This is a genomic window from Candidatus Brocadia sinica JPN1 (genome assembly GCF_000949635.1).
Classification (GTDB): Bacteria; Planctomycetota; Brocadiia; order Brocadiales; family Brocadiaceae; genus Brocadia; species Brocadia sinica.
Genome location: NZ_BAFN01000001.1, coordinates 2,934,493 through 2,956,349, shown reverse-complemented (window position 1 = coordinate 2,956,349; position 21,857 = coordinate 2,934,493). Strand labels below are relative to the sequence as shown.

General features: G+C 43.4%; 20 protein-coding genes. 9 read left to right on the top strand and 11 right to left on the bottom strand.

Features of this window, described 5'->3' with window-relative positions; all coding sequences use genetic code 11:
• Window positions 1-39: 39 nt before the first annotated feature.
• Window positions 40-1,515 (bottom strand): hypothetical protein, encoded by a 1,476-nt coding sequence (locus BROSI_RS13420; RefSeq protein WP_052564313.1) that lies wholly within the window; start codon window positions 1,513-1,515, stop codon window positions 40-42.
• Window positions 1,516-1,747: 232 nt separating this feature from the next.
• Here BROSI_RS13420 and clpX point away from each other — a divergent pair, with 232 nt between their 5' ends.
• Window positions 1,748-2,989: an ATP-dependent Clp protease ATP-binding subunit ClpX gene (gene clpX / locus BROSI_RS13415; protein WP_052564312.1), complete on the top strand. Its 1,242-nt coding sequence runs from the start codon at window positions 1,748-1,750 to the stop codon at window positions 2,987-2,989.
• A gap of 221 nt (window positions 2,990-3,210) precedes the next feature.
• Here clpX and BROSI_RS13410 read toward each other — a convergent pair whose 3' ends face one another.
• Complete coding sequence (locus BROSI_RS13410) at window positions 3,211-4,800, bottom strand: tetratricopeptide repeat protein (RefSeq protein ID WP_052564311.1); 1,590 nt, start codon at window positions 4,798-4,800, stop codon at window positions 3,211-3,213.
• Entirely contained in the window at window positions 4,801-8,220 is a 3,420-nt protein-coding gene (locus BROSI_RS13405) for a DUF4175 family protein (RefSeq protein WP_052564310.1), read from the bottom strand.
• 227 nt (window positions 8,221-8,447) lie between these two features.
• Here BROSI_RS13405 and BROSI_RS13400 point away from each other — a divergent pair, with 227 nt between their 5' ends.
• The 6 genes from BROSI_RS13400 (at window position 8,448) to cutA (ending at window position 12,214) form a co-directional block, all read left to right on the top strand.
• Window positions 8,448-9,170: a lysophospholipid acyltransferase family protein gene (locus BROSI_RS13400; protein WP_157842535.1), complete on the top strand. Its 723-nt coding sequence runs from the start codon at window positions 8,448-8,450 to the stop codon at window positions 9,168-9,170.
• A 97-nt stretch (window positions 9,171-9,267) separates the two neighbouring features.
• Complete coding sequence (locus tag BROSI_RS13395) at window positions 9,268-9,759, top strand: PilZ domain-containing protein (protein ID WP_052564308.1); 492 nt, start codon at window positions 9,268-9,270, stop codon at window positions 9,757-9,759.
• A 170-nt stretch (window positions 9,760-9,929) separates the two neighbouring features.
• Window positions 9,930-11,219: a tetratricopeptide repeat protein gene (locus BROSI_RS13390; protein ID WP_052564307.1), complete on the top strand. Its 1,290-nt coding sequence runs from the start codon at window positions 9,930-9,932 to the stop codon at window positions 11,217-11,219.
• 19 nt (window positions 11,220-11,238) lie between these two features.
• Window positions 11,239-11,469, top strand: coding sequence for a hypothetical protein (locus BROSI_RS13385; RefSeq protein WP_052564306.1), 231 nt, complete (start codon window positions 11,239-11,241; stop codon window positions 11,467-11,469).
• A gap of 3 nt (window positions 11,470-11,472) precedes the next feature.
• Entirely contained in the window at window positions 11,473-11,886 is a 414-nt protein-coding gene (locus BROSI_RS13380; RefSeq protein ID WP_052564305.1) for a hypothetical protein, read from the top strand.
• Between the two features lies 1 nt (window position 11,887).
• Window positions 11,888-12,214, top strand: coding sequence for a divalent-cation tolerance protein CutA (gene cutA, locus BROSI_RS13375; protein WP_052564304.1), 327 nt, complete (start codon window positions 11,888-11,890; stop codon window positions 12,212-12,214).
• A 48-nt stretch (window positions 12,215-12,262) separates the two neighbouring features.
• Here cutA and BROSI_RS13370 read toward each other — a convergent pair whose 3' ends face one another.
• Genes BROSI_RS13370 through BROSI_RS13360 form a run of 3 tightly spaced genes read right to left on the bottom strand, consistent with a single transcriptional unit; the run spans window position 12,263 to window position 14,057 of the window.
• Window positions 12,263-12,832, bottom strand: a complete 570-nt coding sequence (locus BROSI_RS13370; protein ID WP_052564303.1) for an MBL fold metallo-hydrolase — start codon at window positions 12,830-12,832, stop codon at window positions 12,263-12,265.
• Between the two features lie 56 nt (window positions 12,833-12,888).
• The gene (locus BROSI_RS13365) at window positions 12,889-13,533 is read right to left on the bottom strand and encodes a pentapeptide repeat-containing protein (RefSeq protein WP_052564302.1); all 645 of its coding nucleotides are present in this window, start codon (window positions 13,531-13,533) and stop codon (window positions 12,889-12,891) included.
• A gap of 20 nt (window positions 13,534-13,553) precedes the next feature.
• A complete protein-coding gene (locus BROSI_RS13360; RefSeq protein ID WP_052564301.1) occupies window positions 13,554-14,057 on the bottom strand; it encodes a hypothetical protein in 504 nt (167 codons plus the stop codon).
• Window positions 14,058-14,437: 380 nt separating this feature from the next.
• On the opposite strand from BROSI_RS13360, the gene BROSI_RS13350 reads away from it, so the two are divergent.
• On the top strand, window positions 14,438-16,120 hold the full coding sequence (locus tag BROSI_RS13350; protein ID WP_200891749.1) for an ATP-binding cassette domain-containing protein: 1,683 nt from the start codon (window positions 14,438-14,440) through the stop codon (window positions 16,118-16,120).
• Window positions 16,054-16,260: a hypothetical protein gene (locus BROSI_RS20555; RefSeq protein WP_200891818.1), complete on the top strand. Its 207-nt coding sequence runs from the start codon at window positions 16,054-16,056 to the stop codon at window positions 16,258-16,260. The genes BROSI_RS13350 and BROSI_RS20555 overlap by 67 nt, the downstream gene beginning before the upstream one ends.
• 92 nt (window positions 16,261-16,352) lie before the next feature.
• Here the strand turns inward: BROSI_RS20555 and BROSI_RS13345 are convergent, their stop codons facing one another.
• From BROSI_RS13345 to BROSI_RS13325, 5 genes are all read right to left on the bottom strand, one after another.
• Entirely contained in the window at window positions 16,353-17,333 is a 981-nt protein-coding gene (locus tag BROSI_RS13345; protein ID WP_052564299.1) for a cytochrome c3 family protein, read from the bottom strand.
• A gap of 29 nt (window positions 17,334-17,362) precedes the next feature.
• Window positions 17,363-18,664, bottom strand: coding sequence for a cytochrome c3 family protein (locus BROSI_RS13340; RefSeq protein ID WP_052564298.1), 1,302 nt, complete (start codon window positions 18,662-18,664; stop codon window positions 17,363-17,365).
• 119 nt (window positions 18,665-18,783) lie between these two features.
• Complete coding sequence (locus BROSI_RS13335; protein ID WP_052564297.1) at window positions 18,784-20,649, bottom strand: cytochrome c3 family protein; 1,866 nt, start codon at window positions 20,647-20,649, stop codon at window positions 18,784-18,786.
• Between the two features lie 166 nt (window positions 20,650-20,815).
• Entirely contained in the window at window positions 20,816-21,157 is a 342-nt protein-coding gene (locus BROSI_RS13330) for a hypothetical protein (RefSeq protein WP_052564296.1), read from the bottom strand.
• A 55-nt stretch (window positions 21,158-21,212) separates the two neighbouring features.
• Window positions 21,213-21,791, bottom strand: coding sequence for a cytochrome b N-terminal domain-containing protein (locus tag BROSI_RS13325; RefSeq protein ID WP_052564295.1), 579 nt, complete (start codon window positions 21,789-21,791; stop codon window positions 21,213-21,215).
• Between the last annotated feature and the right edge of the window lie 66 nt (window positions 21,792-21,857).

The window sequence follows — 21,857 nt, the reverse complement described above, 5'->3', positions numbered from 1 at the left end:
GTGTTTATCCGTATCCCAAAAAATTCCTATACAATTAAATTAAAAATAGGTTGCGACAGAAAACAAAAAGGCGTTGTTCGATGTATCAGGCATGTCTTTTTCTTCCATATTTATCTGATAGTCCAACTTGAAGACCGTGTCTTCGGTATAGCGATAGTTCAGGCCGGGCGTGAGCCGGTTTCTTAACCAATGAACCCTTTTAAAATCGTCATCCCTGCCTGCCGTTTGTACCTGATCCCAGCGCAGAACGGATGTAAAGGTTGAATTTTCTGTAAAAATATGAGGGGCCAGGGTTCTTAACACAGACGGCATAAAGTGATACCGGGCTTCCAGATAGTATCCCCACATATCATCGGTTATACCGGCATCCTCTGCAAAGCTATTTGTTTCCATAAAGGCATAAGCCCCTTCACCGACGAGCTCAAAGGGCCCTCTTTGATAGATAAAATCCAAGGCTGGAATGGTTAACTGATTATCATTTTTTTCATCATACCGGCTTGTGTAAGCAGACCCACCGAACTCCAAACCTATAAAAGGACTAAAGGCCACACGACCCACAATACCAGGGCTTTCATTATAGTTATCGTTGACATATCCACTTTTAGAGCTCCTCAATCCATTTACCTCTCCGAAACGCACCTCACCGTCTTCATCTAAACCACGAAACACACCATTGGTAACATAAATCTCGTAATCAAGTTTGCTGAGCTCTGACGGATAAAGGGTACCAAAGAACCCCATTCCTAAATCGGTAAGGGTGGTCGGAATAATTAACTGGTTTACCAGAGGCCGGTCTGTAAAGTCTTGCAAAGGAGAATCGTGCACTAAATTAAACTTTCCCAGGGGCGTAAGGATATACCCGCCCCTCCAATTGATCCAGTCGGTCAGCAAGAAATCCATGGTTGCAAATTCCAGGATCACCTCTCCGTTTCTGCCGCCTCCTACGCCACCAAATTCAAATTCTATTTCTGCCGCAAGTTTCACCCGGTCTGAAATATCTGAGTAAATAAAGGGAATAAATCTCTTTTGCGTAAAACCCTGCGGATCGGCTTCGTTTTCGGTTGTCCTGTACTCGAAGTCCATGTAACCGCCCAGATAGGTATTTCTGCCGTATCTCCTCAGAAATGGTTTTGTATAGACACCTCCAAAGGTCGGGGCAAGATTTTTTTCAGATAATTCGGCCGACTTCTTGGCTAAATACGATTCCTCGGCAGTGTGGCGATTTTCTTCCTCTGCAACAACAGGCCCTCTGACAGATGGAGGAGCAGGAGCTTCTTCTACGGCAATTTTTACCTCCTTTTTCTGCACTTCTTCCTTTAAGGATGCAATTTCCTTCTCTTTTTGGGCGTCCCTTTCAATTTGTTGCTTGAGCAGATCCTTTATCTCTTTCAATTCTTGTTCGAGCATTTCAACTTTGCTTTTCAAAGCCTCAGTTTCGGAAGATTGTGCAAAACCATTGGCAATAAAAACAAACAGGAACAAAGTCACTACAATAAGAAGACCTAAATAACGCATAATTATATCACCCCAACAAAGGTTAACTGAGACTCATTCTCAACATTATGAAGAAAATTATATAAATTAGCAAAAATTTGTCAAGGTATTTTTGAAATAATTAAGGCAATGTTGTATTGTAGTGAAATGTTTTAAAAACATTTGCATAATATGAAACTGTCTGTTATCATTTTTGGTGTTTTAGAATATATTTTTATCACGAATTTCTTGATATTTTTGAGGTGCGGATCATATGGCTAAAAAGGCCACGGAAGGTAAAAAGAGTTGTTCCTTTTGCGGAAGAAACTACGGTGCCGTAAGCCGGTTGATTCAAGGGGATGCAGATGTTTTCATCTGCAATGAATGCGTGGAGGCTTGCCACATGCTTCTGAAAAAGGACCAAAAGCACGTCCAGGCTAAACCCATGGGGAAGATACCCACTCCGGCACAGATTAAAGGCCAGTTAGATGAATATATCATAGGCCAGGAAAAGGCAAAGAAAACCCTTGCAGTTGCAGTTTACAATCATTATAAGCGTTTGATTACCAGATCCAGTACTGATGGGGTTGAGATAGAAAAAAGTAATATATTACTGATAGGGCCTACCGGTTCCGGAAAGACCCTCCTGGCGCGTACCCTTGCCAGGATCCTTGATGTTCCCTTTACCATTGCGGATGCAACTACCCTCACTGAGGCGGGCTATGTGGGAGAAGATGTGGAAAATGTGCTCCTGGGCTTGTTAAGAAATGCAGATTTTAACCTCCAGAAGGCTCAGCAGGGAATTATTTACATTGATGAAATTGATAAGATCGCCAGAAAAAATCCTAATCCATCCATCACAAGAGATGTTTCCGGTGAAGGCGTCCAGCAAGCATTGCTGAAGATGCTGGAAGGTACGATATCCAATATACCTCCTCAGGGCGGCAGGAAACATCCCGAACAACAGTATATTCAAATGGACACGAAGGATATCCTTTTCATTTGTGGCGGTACCTTTACGGGAATAGAGGAAATTATCCGGAGAAGAATTGGAAAAACCAATATCGGGTTTGATACACAAAAGGAAAACAAGCCTGATGAATCTTTCGGTGAAATCCTGAATAAAATAGAGGTGGAAGACATTATTGATTTTGGAATGATTGTGGAGTTTGTAGGGCGACTTCCTATACTTGCTCCGTTAATGCCTCTAACGCAGGAAGACCTGATCAAGGTCATGACGGAACCAAAAAACGCGCTGGTCAAGCAATATCAAAAATTCTTTGAGATGGAAGAGACCGGGTTAGAATTCTCTCCCGACGCATTGGTAGCAATCAGCAAAAAGGCATTTGAAAGGAAAACGGGCGCAAGGGCATTAAGGTCGATTTTTGAGACTTTTATGTTAGATGCCATGTATCATTTGCCTTCCAACAAAGGTGACGCAACGTTTCTCGTTACACCCGCCGTTGTAAGCGGAGAAATGCCGTTATTGGCACAAAAATACAGGAAAACTGCGTAATACGATAAACAAGATTTGATTTCTTCAGCAGTTCTTAACAGGAAGGGGTGATTACAAACGCACCCCTTCCCATTTTTCACAAACATATCCGCACTGCCGTTTCTGAATAGAGACACCCGCAATTCACGTCCACTTCCAGCCTTCATAAAACCAGAGACGCTGCCCCCCTTTATCCGGGATCGATGTCGATGTAAGGTATTCCTTATTCCGTTACGCAACCATCATTTGCTCAGCAGCATAAGTCTCCTGAGTTCCCCAGCGGCATCCTCTTTCCTGCCTAGTTTATCATACAAGAGTGCAAGGTTTTTGTGGATAATGGGATTGAAGGGATTGATGCGGTTGGCTTGTGATAAAATTTCTAGGGCGGCGGCGTACTCGCCCTTTCGCTGGTAGAGTTCACCCAGGGAAATATAGGTGGTAGTATATTCCGGATAATATTCCAGAGCCACCTTCAGGATTTCCTCTGCCTTTGCATATTGCGTATCCATGATATAGGACATTGCTAATTTATTCTGGATTTGCGGAGAAATGTGGCCTGCCTTCCTGAATGCCTTTTCATACTCTATGATAGCCGCATTATGCAGTCCTTCGTGGCGCAGGAGGTCGCCAAGAATGGCATATTTTTTTGCATCCTTTACCTCTATTTCGGCAACACTTTCCATATCATCTACGATTGTTGATGATTCTTTGAGCTTTGTGGGAAGTATCTGAATGCCGTGAATCCTCCGGAATTTTTTCTGTTTCAAATCTTGCAACCAATTCTTTTCAAAATCAACGAATGGAATTTCTATTGCAGAAGATACCGCATCTTCTGTCGATTTCCCGTTTTTTATACCGTCCAGAATGGATACGAGCAAAGGATAACCGCCCTGGTTAAACAGGTAATCGATTACCGTAAAGACTTCAGCAAAGGCAAGGGCTGTGTCCTCTTTCTTTTTTAATTTTGCCAGGGAGGGATGCATCTGCCCGAATGTAATAAAATAATCCTTTTCTATTGCCTCGGCCATCAGACTTTCCAGAGAGACCGGAAGTGTGGGAGTTACACCTTCAAGCCAGCGCCTTTCTTCAAATTTGGCAATGCCTTCGTGAAGCCAAATAGGTACACGATTGTAAGTCTTTTTCATGATTACGTAGTGCACATACTCGTGAGTCAGGGTATCAAGCCATTGGTACCCCCTCGGTAGGAGGCGGGGACTTGTAATGATTACGCGGTTAAATAAACAGATCGCTACGGTACCGGAGGTTTCAATCTCATCTTTGGTGAGTGTAGAGATGGTACAAAAGCTTTCTGCATCGGGGAATACTTCGACAAGGACAGGTTTTGCGGGGAAATAGTTGAGGTCGTTCCCGATAGCGTCATAAGCCTTTTCAAGGGTATCTAAGGCATAATCGACCAGTATCGCATCCTTCTCTTCCACATAGCGGAACAGGAAGTGTTCGGTTTTGACCTCTTTGAACTTGCCCGTCGTTTGATAAATCTTTTCCACAAAGTCATAGAATTTTTGACCTTCTTGCACGATGTCCGGTTCTTTTAGCGCCTCTTTTAAAAAGGATAAGGATTCTTCATAATTTCCCTCGTAGAAACGTACTTCCCCTGCAAAAAAGCATACATAGGGATTTTCCGGGGCAGTTAAAAGCAGTTTGTCGGCAACGGCTGATGCCTCCTCAACTTGCCATGACTGCAAACATTCCTCTCCGTAGGTTATTTCACCGATCGCATCGAAGAATTTTTCTTCCTGGGCAATGACCTTATATACGAATGAGGTAATAACCGTTACGATAAATACCGAGGTAATAAAAATTCTTTTCATTTAATCCACCAATCTCTGATAGTAGTCTTTGTTCAGGTCTTTGTATTTTTCAGGCAATCCTTCTTTCAGTGCATCCAGGATATCCTGCCTGAATTCCTTCGGTACCTTATATGCCTCTTCAGAAGGTATTTCAACTTTTTCTGTAGAAGCGCCAAACTGGCCTTCGTCCATTCGGCCACGGAAAGGTCTTGGCATGGGCATGCCCTGGCCCATCATCCCTTTCGCGATACGTTCCTTTGCCATTTCCATGCCTTTTTTGGCTTCAGCGAGACGGTACAACGATTCCCTCTCATCAATAACAGCGCCCTGTGCATCGCGTTTTTCCAGTTTCTCCCCGGCTCCTTCCATGGATTTTGATGCCATATCAAGCTGGTTATCTGCGTTTTCATCCATAAACGGATTTTGCTGAGAAAGCTGGCCTGCCATCTCTTTGAGATCATCCGCCTCTTTTTGCAGTTCTTTCTGCTTTTTCGCATATTGTTGTAAAGCATCCTGATCTTCCTGTGTCAGACTGGCAAGCTGCTGTTCTTCAAGGGCCTGCATCATAGACTCGAGGTCCTTAATAATCTGCTGGTTTTGACGGGCGGCGTCCCCGACCTTTTCCGGCACTTCGCGGTCTTTCCTGGATACCTCCTCTTTTTTGGCGAGCCTTTTTTGCTCCAGGGTGTGTTGCATACGGCCATTCCACTGGTTTAAGTTATTTGACAATTCTTTCGCCAGGTTCAATGACTCTTTTACATCCCACCCGTTCAGCATCTCTTCCAGATGGGATAGCGTTTCTTCCGCCTGCGGCAGCTCCCGGAACATATTCAGAAAATCCCTTTGGAGGGGGTCTTTGTTGATTTCCCTGTTCAATGCGGCATTTTTCCTTGCTGTTTCCGCCACCTTATCAAATTCTTCCTGAGGCGGAATCATGCCTTCCTCATCGCCAAAAAATTCGCTAAACCGGCTTGCCATCGTCTCTCTTTCTTCCGACATACGTTTTAATTCACGATTTATCTGCAAATATTCCTGTAACAATTCGTTTTTCGCCAGGATTTCTTTCGTGTCAGTGATATCTTTTTTGATTGCCGCTAATCGTTCCCCCTGCTTTTCAAAAAATGATTTGAGGGTTTCTTTTGTTGATTCTGAGGTGCGCTTTTGAATATCTCTCTTCAGTTTGTCAGTATTTTCCGTCAATTCTCTCTCTTTATTTTCCAGTTCTGATATTTTGTCCAGTAATTGGTTCGTATCCTCAAACATGTCTGAATAGGATGAATCTGCAAGATTTTGCCCAGAGGATTGCATCTGATTCATCATTTCCTGGAGGGCAGCAAGCAGTTTCTGGGCGGCCTGCAGGGCTGCATTCAAATCCCCTTTGCTGAATGCCTCTTTCATGGCATCCAGTTCCTTCATAATATCATCCTGCTCGAGCTTTTTCAGGGCATCTGCATTTAAAAATTCATCCATATGTTCCCCTTGTGCCATCTGCATAAGTTTTTCCATCATCTGCCGGATAGTTTCCTCGATGTGCTTGAGTTCAGAGAGCACCTTTTCATTGAGTTTAGCATCTTCTCCTTCCCGTAATTTATCAAGCAGTTTTTCAATATTGTTTTGGGATTGAATCAGGTTTTTTCCCGTATCCAGAACTTCTTCGAGCTTTTGTTTCTTTATTAAGTCGTTCAGGAAGAGGATAACATTTTCCACCTCAACCACCTCTTCATCCTGGACTTTTTGTAATTCGTTCAACAAGGGAATGGAAATCGTATCCGCCGGTATGGTCAGCACAGACTGCCGAATGGCCATCCGTTTTTTATCCGTTACATCGCGGAATTTGTTTTTCAGATTTTCGAGGGAATAATACACGCTATAATTTGCCATGGTATCATCTTGCATGCCCACCAAAATATCAGTAAAAAGATTGATAATTCTTTCCACACGCTCCTGGATACCATCCTGTGTCATCACCAAATAGTCTTTCGATGCACACTTTTCATCGTCAATCCTCTTTGTGAGGTCGTCAGACAACATATGGATCGTTTCCTGCAAGAGCGCTTCTTGCAATTGAACCAATTCCCGGTGCTTTTTTTTAGAACTGTATATCTCCAGATAATACGTTTTTGAGCTACTGATCTTGGGACCGGATATCGTATCATTGTCTTTTACTTCTATGTGATATGCAATTTTATCATCGGGCCGTAAACCCAATTCGCTCAATGACCATAAGTACTCCCCGGTGTACTGAAGCTGTTTTTTGCTGAAGGTGTTCAGTATTCTGGTCTTTCTTTCGTCCTCTTGTTCAAACACAAGGAAAATTTCACCGATACCAAAATCGTCTTTCGCTGTGTATCTAAGGCCGACTGAATCCTTTTCATTCACCGTAGTATCTTTTGCCGGCGCATTGATAAAGATTTCGGGAAATTGGTCAGCCTCCAGCTGAATTGTATGGGATGTCGCATCCTGAAAAATCCTGCCCTCTGAGTCTGCGGTTTCAAAAATATACGTCCCACTTTCGAGCAACGAAAAAACGCCCTTTATCGTGTTACCGTTTTCTACAACAAACGGTATTTTCATTGAATTGTTAAAAACGATCTCTGCGGATATCAGGGTTCTATCGCTGATTGCACTTATCTGTATTTCACTACCCTTTAATGCCCTGATATCACCGCTGGTATTGTACAGGGTCTTTGGCTGTAATCCTGCGTATAAAGGATACCGATAACTTATCGTAATATCTCCGATGACAGGACCGGAGGAAGCAACCAGTTCCTTTCCACCAACAGCTTTTCCAGTCATTAAGTAGCTAAAAAGGGCTGGTATATTTTTGTGAAAGTATGCAGGTTTGGTTCCGCAAACAATACCGAAGATGAGCACGGAAGCGATCAGGATTGCAGAGCTTAATCGCAGGAATCTTTTACTCACTACCTGATGAATGTCTAACTGTCGTAGTCGATTGGCCGTATCATCTACCAGCATCGAAATCAATTGCTCTGAATACCCCACGGTTTTTTTGCCTGGTATGGCAGCAGTCAGTTGTATTGAACTGATAAGGGAGTTATTTAAGGAAGGATATTTTTGCTCAATTAATAGTGCAACTTTCTCCCTGTTCAATGAAGACAACAAAGGAACCAGCAATACCTTGAAAAAGACAATACATAGTACAATAAGACTGCCGACAGAAAAGATACCAAGGCCGAACGGAAAACGTGCAAGGCCATAAATACTTGCCGCACCCACTAGTAAGAGAAGCAGCGTTACGGATAACAAGAGCGCCATTCCTCCATATACCCGGTTTACTATGGCGCTCTTACAAACCGCCCGTAAGGACAACTTTATCATGTCCCGGCTGTTTTGCGACTTTGTATCTCTGAAATTGAGAAGGATAAGAAAATCAACTAAATCCTTCACGGTTCGAATTGATTTTCGAAAGAGTCCCTTCATGAATTTGATTCCACGTAAAGATATCGCTATAATGTAATCCCCTTTCATGACAAAATTAAGGTTATGTCTTGGGTGCCCATTTGTCAAACAAAATCTTATTTATTGAAAAACGCAAATTTAAAGCTAAAATGATTTGTAATGGTTAATCGAAAAATACCTGTTTAAGATTCGTGAGTTTTTAAAAGCGGTGAGGGACAAAACCTGGCATTATGCGCAAATTGTATCAAATGATGTTTACCATTTATTCATGGGTATTATTTGTCTCACTCTGGATGCTTTCTACGTTAACCGCTGTAATTTTAAGTATGGACACGAAAGAGAAAGAAAATGTGTTCAATGCGATAGAGAGGTTTTTTAGCCGAATTGCATTTAAACTTCTTGGTATGAAGGTAGAAATTCAAGGTTTAGAGAATATACCCAGAAATGAGCCGGTTATTTTCATCTCAAACCACCAGAGCATGATGGACATTAAACTCTCTCTCGCCTTTATCCCCGTAAACTTTAGCTTTATCTCAAAGGATACGGTCTTCTATGTCCCTGTTCTGGGGGCATATATGACTGCATCGGGACATATCCCCATCCAAAGGACGGAAGACAGAAAGGCATATGCTACCCTTTTAACGGCTGTTAATAAACTAACGGAAAAAAAGTCGCTTGTGGTATTTCCCGAAGGAACAAGAAGTGAAGATGGTAAACTGGGTATCTTCAAAAGGGGTATTTCACTGATTGTTTTGAAATCAGGAAGAAGGGTCGTGCCAATGGCCATTTGCGGCAGTAATCAATTCATGCCAAAACGCGGGTGGTTATCCCACCCGGAAAAGAGATCTGTGAGAATATCCTTCGGCAAACCTCTTTCTTTTGACAGCTCAAGGACAGATCGGGAATACACGATTTATGTAATAAACAAATTACAGCAAGAGGTGTCGGAGTTGATGGGTTATAAACAATAAAAAAGAGTTGTTTTTTTCAATTTGATGTATAATAATGTATAAAATCGAAGCAGAAGTGTGAATAAAATTACCCAAAGGAAACAAGAAATTAGCGGACATGTCTTCTAAAAAAAAGATAATGAAAATATTAGAAGATTTATCTCTGCCCGAACTTCATGAGGCCAGGACATGTATTGACCACTTGATTACAAAACGGGAGGAAGTTGCCACAAAACCGCAAAAAGAAACAAACAAGACAGAAGAAAAATTACCAGGCCTGCTGAGGAAAGAACGATCATACGATATCTTTCCCTGTAAGGTTAAAAAGATACATGAATTGAGAAAACCAGCCTTTTTAGGGATGGTTGTTGACATTTCTCAGGGTGGATTGCGGTTAAAAACAAAGAAAAAAATAGCCGTAGGTAATATTCTGGTCATTTTTCCTGAGAAAAAAGAAGAGACAGGTATTCTGACGTTTTCACCTGATTATGATCATATTGGGAACAAGATTTTTGTGGAAGTAATTCGTGCAAAAGAATTAATGGGAATATATGAAGCAGGTTGCAAGTTTTTGCCTCGCGATAGCCTGCTCTTCAATATCATTGTATAATTTTAACAAAACATGCTCCGATTTTTACTATAATGCTCTGAGAAACCTGGAATTTCCCTGGGCTAAGGTTTTTTATTATTGACTTTGATATTGATTCAATATACATTTATACAAGGACTTAAGAATATATCGATAGATTTATAACGTCTCATCGTTAAAGAGGTACTATAATGAAAAAAACGCTGATAGGTATTTGTCTCATTCTAAGTATGTTTGGCTGTGCCTCTTCAAATAAAAGATATAATAGCGAGGCCGATCAATATCAATTAGCAATGCAGTATAATAATCTCGGCGCAAAATACGTAAACAAAGATATGACCGATGAGGCGATTGTGCAATTTAAGAGGGCGCTCTTAATGAAACCTGATTTTGCAGAAGCGCATAACAACCTTGGCGTTGCTTATTGCAAGCAAAAGATGTTTGATGATGCAATAGCCGAATTTAAACTGGCAATTAAGATTAATCCGGATTATTCAAAGGCGCATGATAACCTGGGGTTCGCATACAGAAACAAAAACTTGTTTAATGAGGCAATTGCAGAACATAATCTGGCGCTGAAAATAAACCCTCAGGATTCAGAAGCAAAGAAGAATTTAGACTTAGCCAAAGAAGAAAAAAAGGTATATGAAAAAACCAGGGCATATCAAACAGCAAACAAGGAAATAGCCCCCGGAAGCATCACCGGATACAATCAGTATTCAAGAGGATTTTTTGACGAAGCTATCATGTCATTTAAAAAGGTCTTGGATGAAGACCCCACTGATTTGATGGCATCTTGCTATCTGGGTCATACTTATGCTATGAAGGGGATGCTGGACGATGCCATTCGTTTGTATAAAGAAATTCTTACCAGAGATGCCTCGAACGTTCTCATACGATTGAGTCTTGGCGAGGCATACCTTGGAAAAGGACTTTGTGATGAGGCAATTCTGGAATATGAAACCATACTAAAGACCAATCCCAATAACACCCGAGCCCTGTATAAACTTGGTGAGGCTTATACGGAGAAAGGGTTATTGGACAAGGCTGCTGCCGTTTATAATAAGGCAATTGTATCTAATCCAAATTTCTTAGAAGTATATGATAAGCTGGGGGCAGTTTATCTTCAGGAAGGTTTATATGACGAAGCAATTTCTTCATGGAAAAAATTATTGGAATTAAATCCTGCTTCGGCAAAAGCCCACTTTAATCTGGGAATGGCTTATGCGGGAAAAAACATGGTAGAAGATGCTATGGTCGAATATAAGAAGACGATAAATGCCAATCCCGAGAATGCAAACGCCCGTTATAATTTAGCATACGCTTATGAGGAAAAGGGGATGATAGACGAAGCGGTTGCAGAATATAAAAAGGCGCTGGATATACATTCAAGTGAACCGGGGAAAAATAACGGAAAAACCGCGAATACACAAGAAGAATCTGAGAAGGTGATTGTTACATTTGATAAACATGACCCATGATATTTGAAAGACAACAACTATGAAGCAAAAACTAAAGACGATCATAATACTAGCAATGGCAGCGCTTATCTCATTGATTGCTATCTACGCCTTTAAGCGTGTTTCCACTACAATTGAACAGGTACGCGGGGCTGAATTATTGTGGAAATGTTTCGCGATATGGATCAAGAGCATCATATTAACGCAAACGGTTTTGGTCCTGGGCGGATTATTTTTGTTTATGCTGAGAAAACCTAAAGGTACCGTATAATTAATGACACGCTTTCTTGTATTTTTGATAGCTGCCTATGTCATTTATTATCTCTTTAAAAATAGTTTAAAAAGCAAGGCGCCAGGGAACACGACCCAACATCCTCCGGATAAAAAAACAGATGTAGCTGCTACACGCCTGAAAGAAATTGCCTACGTTTTTTATTCAGCGGCAAAAGATGGCAATACCTGTGATGTGTGTATGTCTTTAGATGGGATGCATATCCTCCCTGATCACAAAATGCTCCACCGTATAAAACCCCCCCATTCAGACTGCAAAAGTACTCAAGGATGTCGCTGCACCCTTGTATATGTAACACGGGACGAAGAAGGTAGCAGGGAAATAGAATCTCTTTTAAAAAGGTGTGGCGGCATGTGCGACAGGAACACCCTTGATAAAGAACGTATGGGCAGATAACATGGCAAAAGCAATTGTAATTTTTGTGACAGCAAGTTCAACTGATGAAGCAAGAAAAATAGGTCAAACTTTGGTAGAAGAGGGCCGAGTCGCTTGTTGTAACATTGTCCAGCCTGTCGAATCTATTTTCAAATGGGAAGGTAAATTACAGGTTGAACGCGAAGTGTTAATGATATGTAAAACGAGAGAAGACCTGTTTGATACGGTGGAAAAACGCATCAAACAACTACACAGTTACCAGGTACCGGAGATTATTGCCGTACCAATCACCCAAGGTTCGAAGGGTTACCTGGATTGGGTAACAAAGGAGACCGAAACCCTTCAGTAATTACATCGAATATTTATCCTTTTTTTTGTATGAATATGCAGCCCGCACTTATCTGAAAAAGGGATTGGTATATTTTTCAACACCTACGGTGGTCATGGGTCCGTGGGCTGGAAAGATCAGGGTCTCGTCCGGCAAGGAAAAGATACGCTTGCTGATATGCTCGATTTGACGCCGGGCGTCTTTTAGCGAACCTGTCCCGCCAACCGTCCCGCAAAAAAGTGCATCACCGGTAAAAACACAACCTGGCACGTAGTACGAGATGCCATACGGCGTATGTCCCGGTATAGACAAGGCATGAAATCGTAAATATCCGACCTCGATGGTCTCACCACCCCGTAACAAATGGTTAACGGCATTGACTTCTCCCTCTCCGGCATAGCTCTGTACCTGATAGCGGTTGTTGAATTTAGCCAGACCTTCGGTATGGTCCCAATGGCCATGTGTAATAAAGAGATACCGCAGCACGATTTGCCGTTCTTTTACAAAGTCCTCAATCTCAGCACTAAAACCCCCCGGATCGATAAATACCCCGATCCGGGTGCCGGGATCGGCCACCAAATAACCGTTAATTGGATAGCTTCCTACCGTAAAGCGTCTCAATATCAGATCATTCATCATGATACGATAACCAGCGTACGATGCGTGTGTGACATGAATTTGGTGAAATGTTCGGGCTAATCATATCGAATCTCTTTCAGGTTTGCAGCCTGTTGCATATCGGTATCAATCCACTGCGTATCGATAAATCTGGCCTTATGGAATACCGATTCGTTGAGCGTGCATTTCTCAAAAGAGCAACGAATAAAGGTTGCCTCCCGAAAAATGACCTTTTGCAAACGGCATCCCACGAACCTTGTTTCAAGAAAGACCGAAGAGGGAAAGCGGACAAAAAAATAATCTTCCTGTTCAAACCAGCAGTTTTTCCACCAGGTGCCGCTAAAGGAGACCTCGCTAAGCCGGGAACCCTGGAGTTTGCAATCGGAAAAAAAGGATAAACCAAATGAACTGAGTTCTCCCATCGTTGCCTCAAATGTGCATCCGGAGAAATGGCTCCCGGTAAGAAAAGAATTCCTGACTTCTAAACCTGACCATGCGCAGTCCTGATAATTCCCCTGATCACACAAGACATGGTCAATGGAAAAATTCTGAAAGCGGGTACCCTGCGCCCGGAGATAGCGGCAACGCCCATCCTGCATCTTAAAGGATTGAACCGTACTACCAATCAGACGTCTGTTCGAGAAATCCCCCTGCATCAGGTTTGTCCCTGAAATGGTTTCCTGAATAAATATCGTTCTATCCTGATTTAGGCTCGCTTCCATTATGACACACGATCACATTTTTATTTAAGATGTTTTCTGCCTTTTAAATATTTTTGATAACGCTCTTCACCAACACATTCACTTCCCACGGGACATTTTTCAATACAGCTTTCCGGCACTTCTCTCTGCACCGTTTCCCCGCAACTCTCACAGGCAAACTCATGCTCGAAGCCAGCCACCGATGCCGTACCCTTCTTATGACAATGCGGACATGTTACATCGATAATCTCTACCCTTTTTATCTTCTCAGCACCGGGGCATTGAAAGAAGCCGGGCTTTTTAAATTTCTCTGCAGAAGGCGGAGAAAACTCCTTTATTTTTGAAATGGTTTGGGTAGCCAAAATACGAAGAGGCATGCGCTGTTCTCTTCTCAAAAATTCCTGAAGCGCCTTCATGACTTCCCCATTCCCCTTTCCAATCCTGCCAATCTCTTCAAGGGTCTCCCTCACCTTCCCGGCATTCTCATGATACAATTCCTGCAAAAGCGTCTGAATACCGGTGCTGTCGGGGGTAAGGTCTTTCATGATGCTATGACAAAATATCCTTATTTATGAAACGGTTCGTAACTTACACACTCTGTACACCTCAGAAAATGCCAATATTTCAACGCATGCAACGCTATCGGGCGATTACCCGGACGATTCTCAGTGGGGTTGAAAACATGGATTGCATTCCTATTGGTGATTGGAAAATACGGTATTTTCTGCAACAGGTCAAGAGAAATTTTTGGGAGATGTACATCCAATTTATTGCAAATGGGCTGGATATATTTTCCCTATCTTGTATTTTCAGACATTCCGGGTAAAATTATCATGGCATTTTTAGAAAACGGTTAGAGACAATTACATTACATTGCTGTTACACCTGACTCTGAGGAATTTTAAATTGGTGGGGGAGGATATTCATGGCATTGATAAGCTTGCAGAACGTAACTACGGGCTTTGGAAGGCCATTGCTGATCGAACACGCAAATTTGCAGATAGAACGGGGTGAAAGGGTGTGCCTCCTTGGCCGCAATGGCACCGGCAAGTCTACTTTGCTCAAGCTGATCAATGGAGACCTGATACCCGATTCAGGTGAGATTGTCCGGCAAAAAGGGCTGCATACCGCCTATCTTTCCCAGGAGATTCCAGGGGAATTGCATGGCACCGTGTTCGATATCGTATCAGATGGGCTTGGGTCATCAGATGGTTGTCAATCCACACGAGATATCGATCAGGAATGGAAAAGGCGGCATCAGGTCGAAAAGATAATTTCGCAGATGGAATTAGATGCGGATGCCGAATTCAATACACTTTCCTCCGGACTCAAACGCCGGGTATTACTTGCCAGAGGGCTGGTGTGTGATCCCGATATCCTGTTACTCGACGAGCCAACCAATCATTTAGATGCCGATTCGATCAGTTGGTTAGAAGAATTTCTCCTGCGTTATGGGGGCACGATACTCTTTGTCACCCACGACCGTACGTTTCTGAAAAGACTGGCAACCAGCATTCTTGAGATTGACCGGGGAAGGCTTTCGAGCTGGGCGTGTGATTATGAAACCTTTCTCGTGCGCAAGCAGGCCGTCCTTGAGGCAGAAGAGAGTCAGCAGGCTGTTTTTGACAAGAAACTGGCACAGGAAGAGATATGGATCCGCCAGGGCATCAAGGCCAGGCGTACCAGGAATGAAGGGCGTGTGCGGGCGCTGGAAGATATGCGTAAGGCCCGGCGGGAACGGCGTCAGGTCATGGGCACGGTGCGCATACAGATCCAGGAAGCTGAACGTTCCGGTGCACTCGTGATAAAGGCTGAGAACGTCACCTATAGCTATGATACTAAACCGGTTGTCAGCGGTTTTTCCGCAGCGATTATGAGGGGCGATAAGATCGGGATTATCGGTCCTAATGGCGCGGGCAAGACCACGCTGCTGCGGCTTCTGCTGGGAGCGTTGTCTCCCCAACAGGGCAGCATACGTCATGGCACCCGTCTCAATATTACGTATTTCGACCAGCTTCGCGCTCAATTGAAAGAGGACAAATCGGTTTTTGACAACGTAGGGGATGGGAACGACGTCATTGTCTTCAACGGCAAACCACGGCATATTATCAGCTATTTGCAGGATTTTCTGTTTTCCCCCGATCGGGTGCGGGTTCCGGTGAATGCCCTTTCCGGCGGAGAACGCAACCGGCTCCTCCTGGCACGGCTATTTGCAAGACCGTCCAATGTCCTTGTAATGGATGAACCCACGAACGATCTGGACTTAGAGACGCTGGAGCTTTTGGAAGAACTGCTTTTAGATTATCAGGGCACACTCCTCCTTGTTAGCCATGATCGAACCTTTCTTAATAATGTGGTAACCAGCATCTTTGTGTTTGAAGGGGAAGGGAAGGTGAGCGAGTATATCGGCGGGTATGACGACTGGCAACGACAGAGTGAAGAAAAAAGAAAGACGTCACGGAGAAAACTCAGGCGAAGACAGAACCGGTACGCAGGCAGCGTGAGCGGCCCCGCAGGCTTACCTTTAAGGAACAGCGAGAACTGGAAGCCCTACCACAAGGTATTGAAGCCCTGGAAGCAGAACAACGGCAACTGTATCAAACCATGAGTGACCCCCTGTTCTTTCAAAAGGGAAGAGACGAGATCGCCAATATCAGGGCCAGGGCATCATCCCTGGAACACGAACTGGCAGAAGCCTATCACCGATGGGAGACTTTGGAGAAATTACACACTACCACAAGTATTTGATAGTGCAACGGACGTTCACTCCGGATTTTCGAAGCCTTCTTTACCCTCAGGTATCTCATCCACAACCTGCAGATACTTTTGCAGCATAGCGTTCATCTATCGTTACGCAACCGTTGTTGTTCCGTTTTGATGTGTTGTAAAAGGAGTTGTGATAATATGATATTATGCATACCGTTCGCCCGGATAAATTGCAAGAGCTCTTGCCGGTTATGAAAATCAACCGGCGAATATGTCTTTTTCTGCAACGATTTCACCTCACTTTTCTCCCCTGCATCATGCAACTTCGGTATGTCGCGGGCCAGGATGTGAGAAGTTGCCTTCATCAACCGCGAGACAAAAAAAGAGTCCGGGTAATAAATCGCATGCTGATTTGCCAGAGTAATATCCATCTCCTTTTCCTCGCATTGCTTGCACTCATCATGAAGTATTTTTTTCCAGATATCATAAATCTTTCCATAACTGTCGCTGGAGTCGTGACATTCTATACAACACTCTCGCACAGGCTTAAATGATGCCCCGTCTGGCGCCAGTTCATGGCATCCTGTACAGGAAACATCTCTGGCCATAAGATCCGGCACTTTTGTATTAAATCTCTCGATATTCCCTTCCATATATTCCTTTATTCCCTCATGGCAGTGCCAGCAATCTTCGGCAGCCTTATCCCTATGATGGCAGGTCAGACAATCCTTGTTTTGCACAATGAGTTTGCCATGTGTTTTTGACCCAACAGCATCGTTTGTATGACAGAGACCACATTCAAACCCCTTACCGGGAGAATGGATTTTATGGCGGAAGACCCTTTTCTGATAAGGATTTTCATAAGCAAGATAATTCACATGACATCTGTCAATACAAGAATGAGTAACACCCTGGTAGTCAGATTGCTTTAGCTCATTCCAATGGTTTTCCCCCGTGCATTTTTTTACTCCGTTTTCATTCCGGGTAATTTGCACAGCGTCTGATGATGACCATAGAGGCATTTTTTGCGTTTTGTAGTTACTGCTATCGCCCATTGCAAGGCGCTGCGCCAAAGCGAACAGGAGGCATACGGAAGAGATAAGCCGTAAAAACATATCAATTCAATCTCCAGGAATGTTTGTTCTTAAGTCTTTGGTTTATTTCGTATTATTTGCCTTAATTGCCCGATGCTATGATTCAGGAGGTTTTTTACGTATTTAATATTATGGCTACCAAAGCTCCCGTCCTTTGTGACAAATTCATAATTGAACGCCGCCTCCCGGATGATGGATAAGGTATCGGGCGTTTGTTGGTTTTCTGCCGCTTTTATTAAAGACTTCAGCCGCTTCATCATGGACGACACAAAAAGTTTCTGCTCGAACAGTATTTTGTCAAACCCGCGCTCATGACAGGCAATACATACCTCTGGATTTACCTTTGCGTAAAATTCATCTTTGTGGCATGCAGAGCAATTCAATGTTGCAAGATACATAGGATCTGGCAACCCTTTTATGCCCTTGCCACCGGCCCCCATCATAATCAAATTCTGAATCTCATATCCTGATTCTGTAGGTCGCAAACTATGGCTGTTTTTAAAATCATCATCATTTTCCTTCACCCAACCATGCTTAATAGAGGTATGGCATGGAGTACATGGCGTCTTGTTCTTCACGATATGATAGTAATGCATTCGCGCCGCATCTTTTGCGTGATCGGTTTTTTCTGAATGACATTGACTGCAGCTTGCCTCATCCACCCTTCCCGTTCCCCGAACGATGGTAAAGTGGCAGTCAGAACAACGCACCTTTTTTTCTCTTTCATATTTGAGATGCGTAAACGTCTTTCCGTATATGTCCCTGGTTATTTCAATGTTATTATGACACACCGTGCAATCCGAAACGGGTTTCTCCTCATAAGTGTAAAGAGGTTTCTGGGTATAAATGAAATGGCAGGTATTGCATGTCCTCGTATCCGTCTGAAAATGCTTTTCTCCGCCAAGATTTGCATGGCAGGAAGTGCATCTCATACTCAGATTTTCACGAAAGTTGACCGTATGCGTTCTATGCTGAAATGGCGTGATCTTTTTGTATCGGACCTCAGCAGAGGTTAACGTATTCAATGGATGGCATGACCCTTGTGTGCAATACCGGTTTTTTATTTTTACGTCCATAGTAGCAAAAGCATTCACCGTATTCATGAGATCTGTGGTAACCGCGCCGGAGTTTTCATGACTATGGCAATCCTGACATGCAATATCTTCCGATGGCAATTTTTTACACGCGTTCGTAAAGACAACATCCCCATGGCAGCTGGTACAAAACCTTGATTGTTTTGGCGATGATACCGTAGCAAGCATGACAACAACGACAACTCCTATGGCAACCAGGGAGAAAATTCCCAGTTTGATGGTAAGTCTTTTATTTAATCTTTTTACTTCAAGAAACATGGTCGTTGTGTTTTACGGGAAACACGGATAAACGAAGTTTGTCTGTGCCACCTCAAAACCCGCTGAAATAACTCAAAAATTTCTGTACAAGGAAATGCTGTTTCCTGCTCGTGAAAAGGTCATGGGATAAAAAGTATTGACCAGCTATTCCACAGTGCAACGCCGTAATCCGTCTCCTCAGGATGGCAACCGTAGCAGGAATTCGTGATAACCGTGCCGAGGCTGTTTGTTTTGCCTTCTGCCGTATTATTGTCGGCCATAGCCCTGCTCGTAGATGGCTTTATAATGTCAAAGATATGAGAGGAGATGTCATTGTCCACGCCGGACTTGGCTGTTTTGGGCATATGACAACCCGTACAACGGCTTCCCCCCGCATCGCTCCGGCTGAAGTAATGCTTTGCATGCAGGTTCCGTTCCTTCCCGTGTTTTTTTTCCGTGGCTGCGTAGCTGCTATGGCATGCAATGCAAAGTTTATTGTTTTCGCTTTTTTCAAGGAGTTGTGCAGTCCCTTTTTTACCGCTACCGTGAGACTCGTGGCAGACAATGCATCTCATCCCGGAAAGGGAAAAATGAGTGTCTTTTAGAAAATCATCCGATTGCTGATGATGTTGCTTCGAATGATTGTTCCGTGAAGCATTTGCGCCCAGCTTTGCGCTATCATTGTCACCCCAGTAGCCGGCAGTTGTCTTGCCTGTGGAATCAGTTATCTCGATGTAGTCTCCCAGCGCCTTGCCGGGCACAAAGGGAACGGTCCTGTTGCCGTCAATAATACACGGATATTCTGTCTCAAACGCGGAACCGTTTTCACCCGTTTTGTTTTTTACCCGTGAATGGCATTGGCCGCACACTTCGTTGGCCCTGTCTGCAGCCAGGTATCTTGGATTGATGATGTACGCCTTTGGATTGCCCTGGAGCTTTTGTGGCACATGATCTCCCCCCGGTCCGTGACAGCTTTCGCAGGACACATTAAATTCCTGGGAACCGGAGATAAACCTTCCGTCATTTGTTTGTGTAATATTTAGTCCCGTTACATGGCACCCCTCGCAGTATTGTTCTGAGGAATGGTGTGAACCAGGTTCATTCACGTCGGTAGTTATCAGAGACTGGTCGCTGTTATACCAGTCCTGCGGGCGATACGAGACCCATGCACCATGGGGATTATTTTCATCGACATTCCGGAAGTTGTATTGAATAGGAAGGATATAATGACTTCCGGCGATTTTCACGTGGTATCTCTGCTTTCCTGCCACCGCCGAACCTCCATGGGTGCGGACTACCGTATACGTTGCCGAAACGGACTCATCGTTCAAATCATAAAGGGTAACCTTATAGACATTATCCTGTATGAACGGTTTAAATTTAACCTTGCCATCGCTTGTGGAGACAATTTCTCCATTGAATGGGGCAACAACGGTGTCTGACGTAATGTTGGTGCGTATATAATTAGCGTGTGCCGTTTGCTTCCATTCCTTATATTCACCATGGCACCCCAGGCACACCTCGCTCCCCACGTACAATGCGCCGGAAGGAATTGACGAAGAAAGTTTCAACCTGATACGATGGGACTTTCTTGTTGAGTTAATTGCTATAACCTCGTCATTGGGCAAATAAGACTCATCCGAAGACGGGGTAGCCCTGACAACATAGGTGCCGAGACTTATGTTTGTTATTCTGAATTTGCCTTTTTTGTCGGTGGTGGTTACCTCTTCAAATGCGTACCCATAGGGTGTTCCTCTGGTAAGGGCCTGAATGCTAATCGTTATATCTGCAAGGGGTTTCCCGGAGGTGTCGCGCACTTTTCCTACGATTTCTCCCTTCTCTGAGGAAGACTGTGCCTGCACTTGCGTTTCCCTTAATTCAGTCGCAGAAGCCCGTGACCCTTGTGCATCCGAAATGAATGCCATAAATGGACAACAGCAAAGTATTACAAAGGGAAAGATTGCACAAAAAATGTTGACTGTTCTTACATATTTCGGGGTAACCATAGAAATCTCCTGAGATTGTTGTAAAATTTTCCTGATTTTTAGACATACCCTAACGCAGCAACACCGCAACCAAATTACCCCTATCGGGGGCGGAGAAGGGGGGGAAATCTACGAAAGGAAAAAGGATTTTACGCGGTAACGCTTACTGTCTGCCCCCGCTCATTTTTCATTCATTGGCCGGAATCCTTTTCAACGACAGCTTGTTTTTCGGGTTGTATCTGAGTGCGTTTTCAAGAAATGGCCATGAAACAAGAAACAATGCGCAGAAAACCATAAGAAAAATCAGCAAAATGTCATTTTGCAAATACTTATGCAACTCATAAAAAGGTAATCCAAACCAGGGAACATAATCCGGTTTCTCGATGAGGGAAAACGGCAACGGCAGGAAAACTACGGCAATACATTCAACAACGAGTAAAAAGCAGGACACGATGATATACCGGAACATTTCATTCGGGAAAAACGGCTCAAGCATCTCCGGAGTCCTTCCTTGCGTATAATCTTTCACGTAAACCTCCTTATCGGTAAAATCGTATTGTCAAAAAAAATGATACGTACAATTATTACAATGATTCGTAAATTCCTGTTTTTCTAATCATAAAAAAGTGCATACCCATAAACAAACCCATGATGGCCGGAATGACTGCCACATGGACAGCATACAGAAAAGACAAGCGGATGGTAAAAAGTTCACTCATATTGCCGACAGACAGTAAATTTCCCGTAAAATACATGAGCAGGGTGAGGATAAACAGGCACGATCCTGATACCCAGTGTAACTCCCGCGGATGACGGTAAATACCTTTAAAGAAAATACGTACCATATGACTAATTACCATGGCGATCATAATATGGGGACCTACAGCGTGAATGCGCTGGACAAACCATCCGAAGGGAACATGGTGTGTTATATTCTGAATGCTGGCCATTGCTTCTTTTGTGCCAGGAATAAAATAGAACATAAGAAATATACCCGTAATTGTCTGTACGAGAAACGCAACCAGTGATATCCCGCCCATGCATCCAAACCAGCTCATCCCTTTAGGAATCAGCTTCTGTGTGATATTTTTTTCGACAATCTCTTTTAAGAAACTGCTTCCTTCGCTCATAGATTTGTTGAATTCATTTTTTGTATCATCCATATTTGCTCTCCGCTTTATTCCAGAGTTTTGTCCGGTTCCTCTCCCGATCTGACAGCGAATTTCAAA

Coding starts and splice junctions, on each gene's coding strand:
- BROSI_RS13410 (WP_052564311.1), bottom strand. CDS start 4,800: ATGAAAAGAATTTTTATTACCTCGGTATTTATCGTAACGGTTATTACC.
- BROSI_RS13370 (WP_052564303.1), bottom strand. CDS start 12,832: ATGATGAATGATCTGATATTGAGACGCTTTACGGTAGGAAGCTATCCA.
- BROSI_RS13325 (WP_052564295.1), bottom strand. CDS start 21,791: ATGGATGATACAAAAAATGAATTCAACAAATCTATGAGCGAAGGAAGC.
- BROSI_RS13390 (WP_052564307.1), top strand. CDS start 9,930: ATGAAAAAAACGCTGATAGGTATTTGTCTCATTCTAAGTATGTTTGGC.
- BROSI_RS13360 (WP_052564301.1), bottom strand. CDS start 14,057: ATGAAAGACCTTACCCCCGACAGCACCGGTATTCAGACGCTTTTGCAG.
- clpX (WP_052564312.1), top strand. CDS start 1,748: ATGGCTAAAAAGGCCACGGAAGGTAAAAAGAGTTGTTCCTTTTGCGGA.
- BROSI_RS13350 (WP_200891749.1), top strand. CDS start 14,438: ATGGCATTGATAAGCTTGCAGAACGTAACTACGGGCTTTGGAAGGCCA.
- cutA (WP_052564304.1), top strand. CDS start 11,888: ATGGCAAAAGCAATTGTAATTTTTGTGACAGCAAGTTCAACTGATGAA.
- BROSI_RS13420 (WP_052564313.1), bottom strand. CDS start 1,515: ATGCGTTATTTAGGTCTTCTTATTGTAGTGACTTTGTTCCTGTTTGTT.
- BROSI_RS13365 (WP_052564302.1), bottom strand. CDS start 13,533: ATGGAAGCGAGCCTAAATCAGGATAGAACGATATTTATTCAGGAAACC.
- BROSI_RS13335 (WP_052564297.1), bottom strand. CDS start 20,649: ATGGTTACCCCGAAATATGTAAGAACAGTCAACATTTTTTGTGCAATC.
- BROSI_RS13385 (WP_052564306.1), top strand. CDS start 11,239: ATGAAGCAAAAACTAAAGACGATCATAATACTAGCAATGGCAGCGCTT.
- BROSI_RS13345 (WP_052564299.1), bottom strand. CDS start 17,333: ATGTTTTTACGGCTTATCTCTTCCGTATGCCTCCTGTTCGCTTTGGCG.
- BROSI_RS13380 (WP_052564305.1), top strand. CDS start 11,473: ATGACACGCTTTCTTGTATTTTTGATAGCTGCCTATGTCATTTATTAT.
- BROSI_RS13340 (WP_052564298.1), bottom strand. CDS start 18,664: ATGTTTCTTGAAGTAAAAAGATTAAATAAAAGACTTACCATCAAACTG.
- BROSI_RS13405 (WP_052564310.1), bottom strand. CDS start 8,220: ATGAAGGGACTCTTTCGAAAATCAATTCGAACCGTGAAGGATTTAGTT.
- BROSI_RS13400 (WP_157842535.1), top strand. CDS start 8,448: ATGATGTTTACCATTTATTCATGGGTATTATTTGTCTCACTCTGGATG.
- BROSI_RS13395 (WP_052564308.1), top strand. CDS start 9,268: ATGTCTTCTAAAAAAAAGATAATGAAAATATTAGAAGATTTATCTCTG.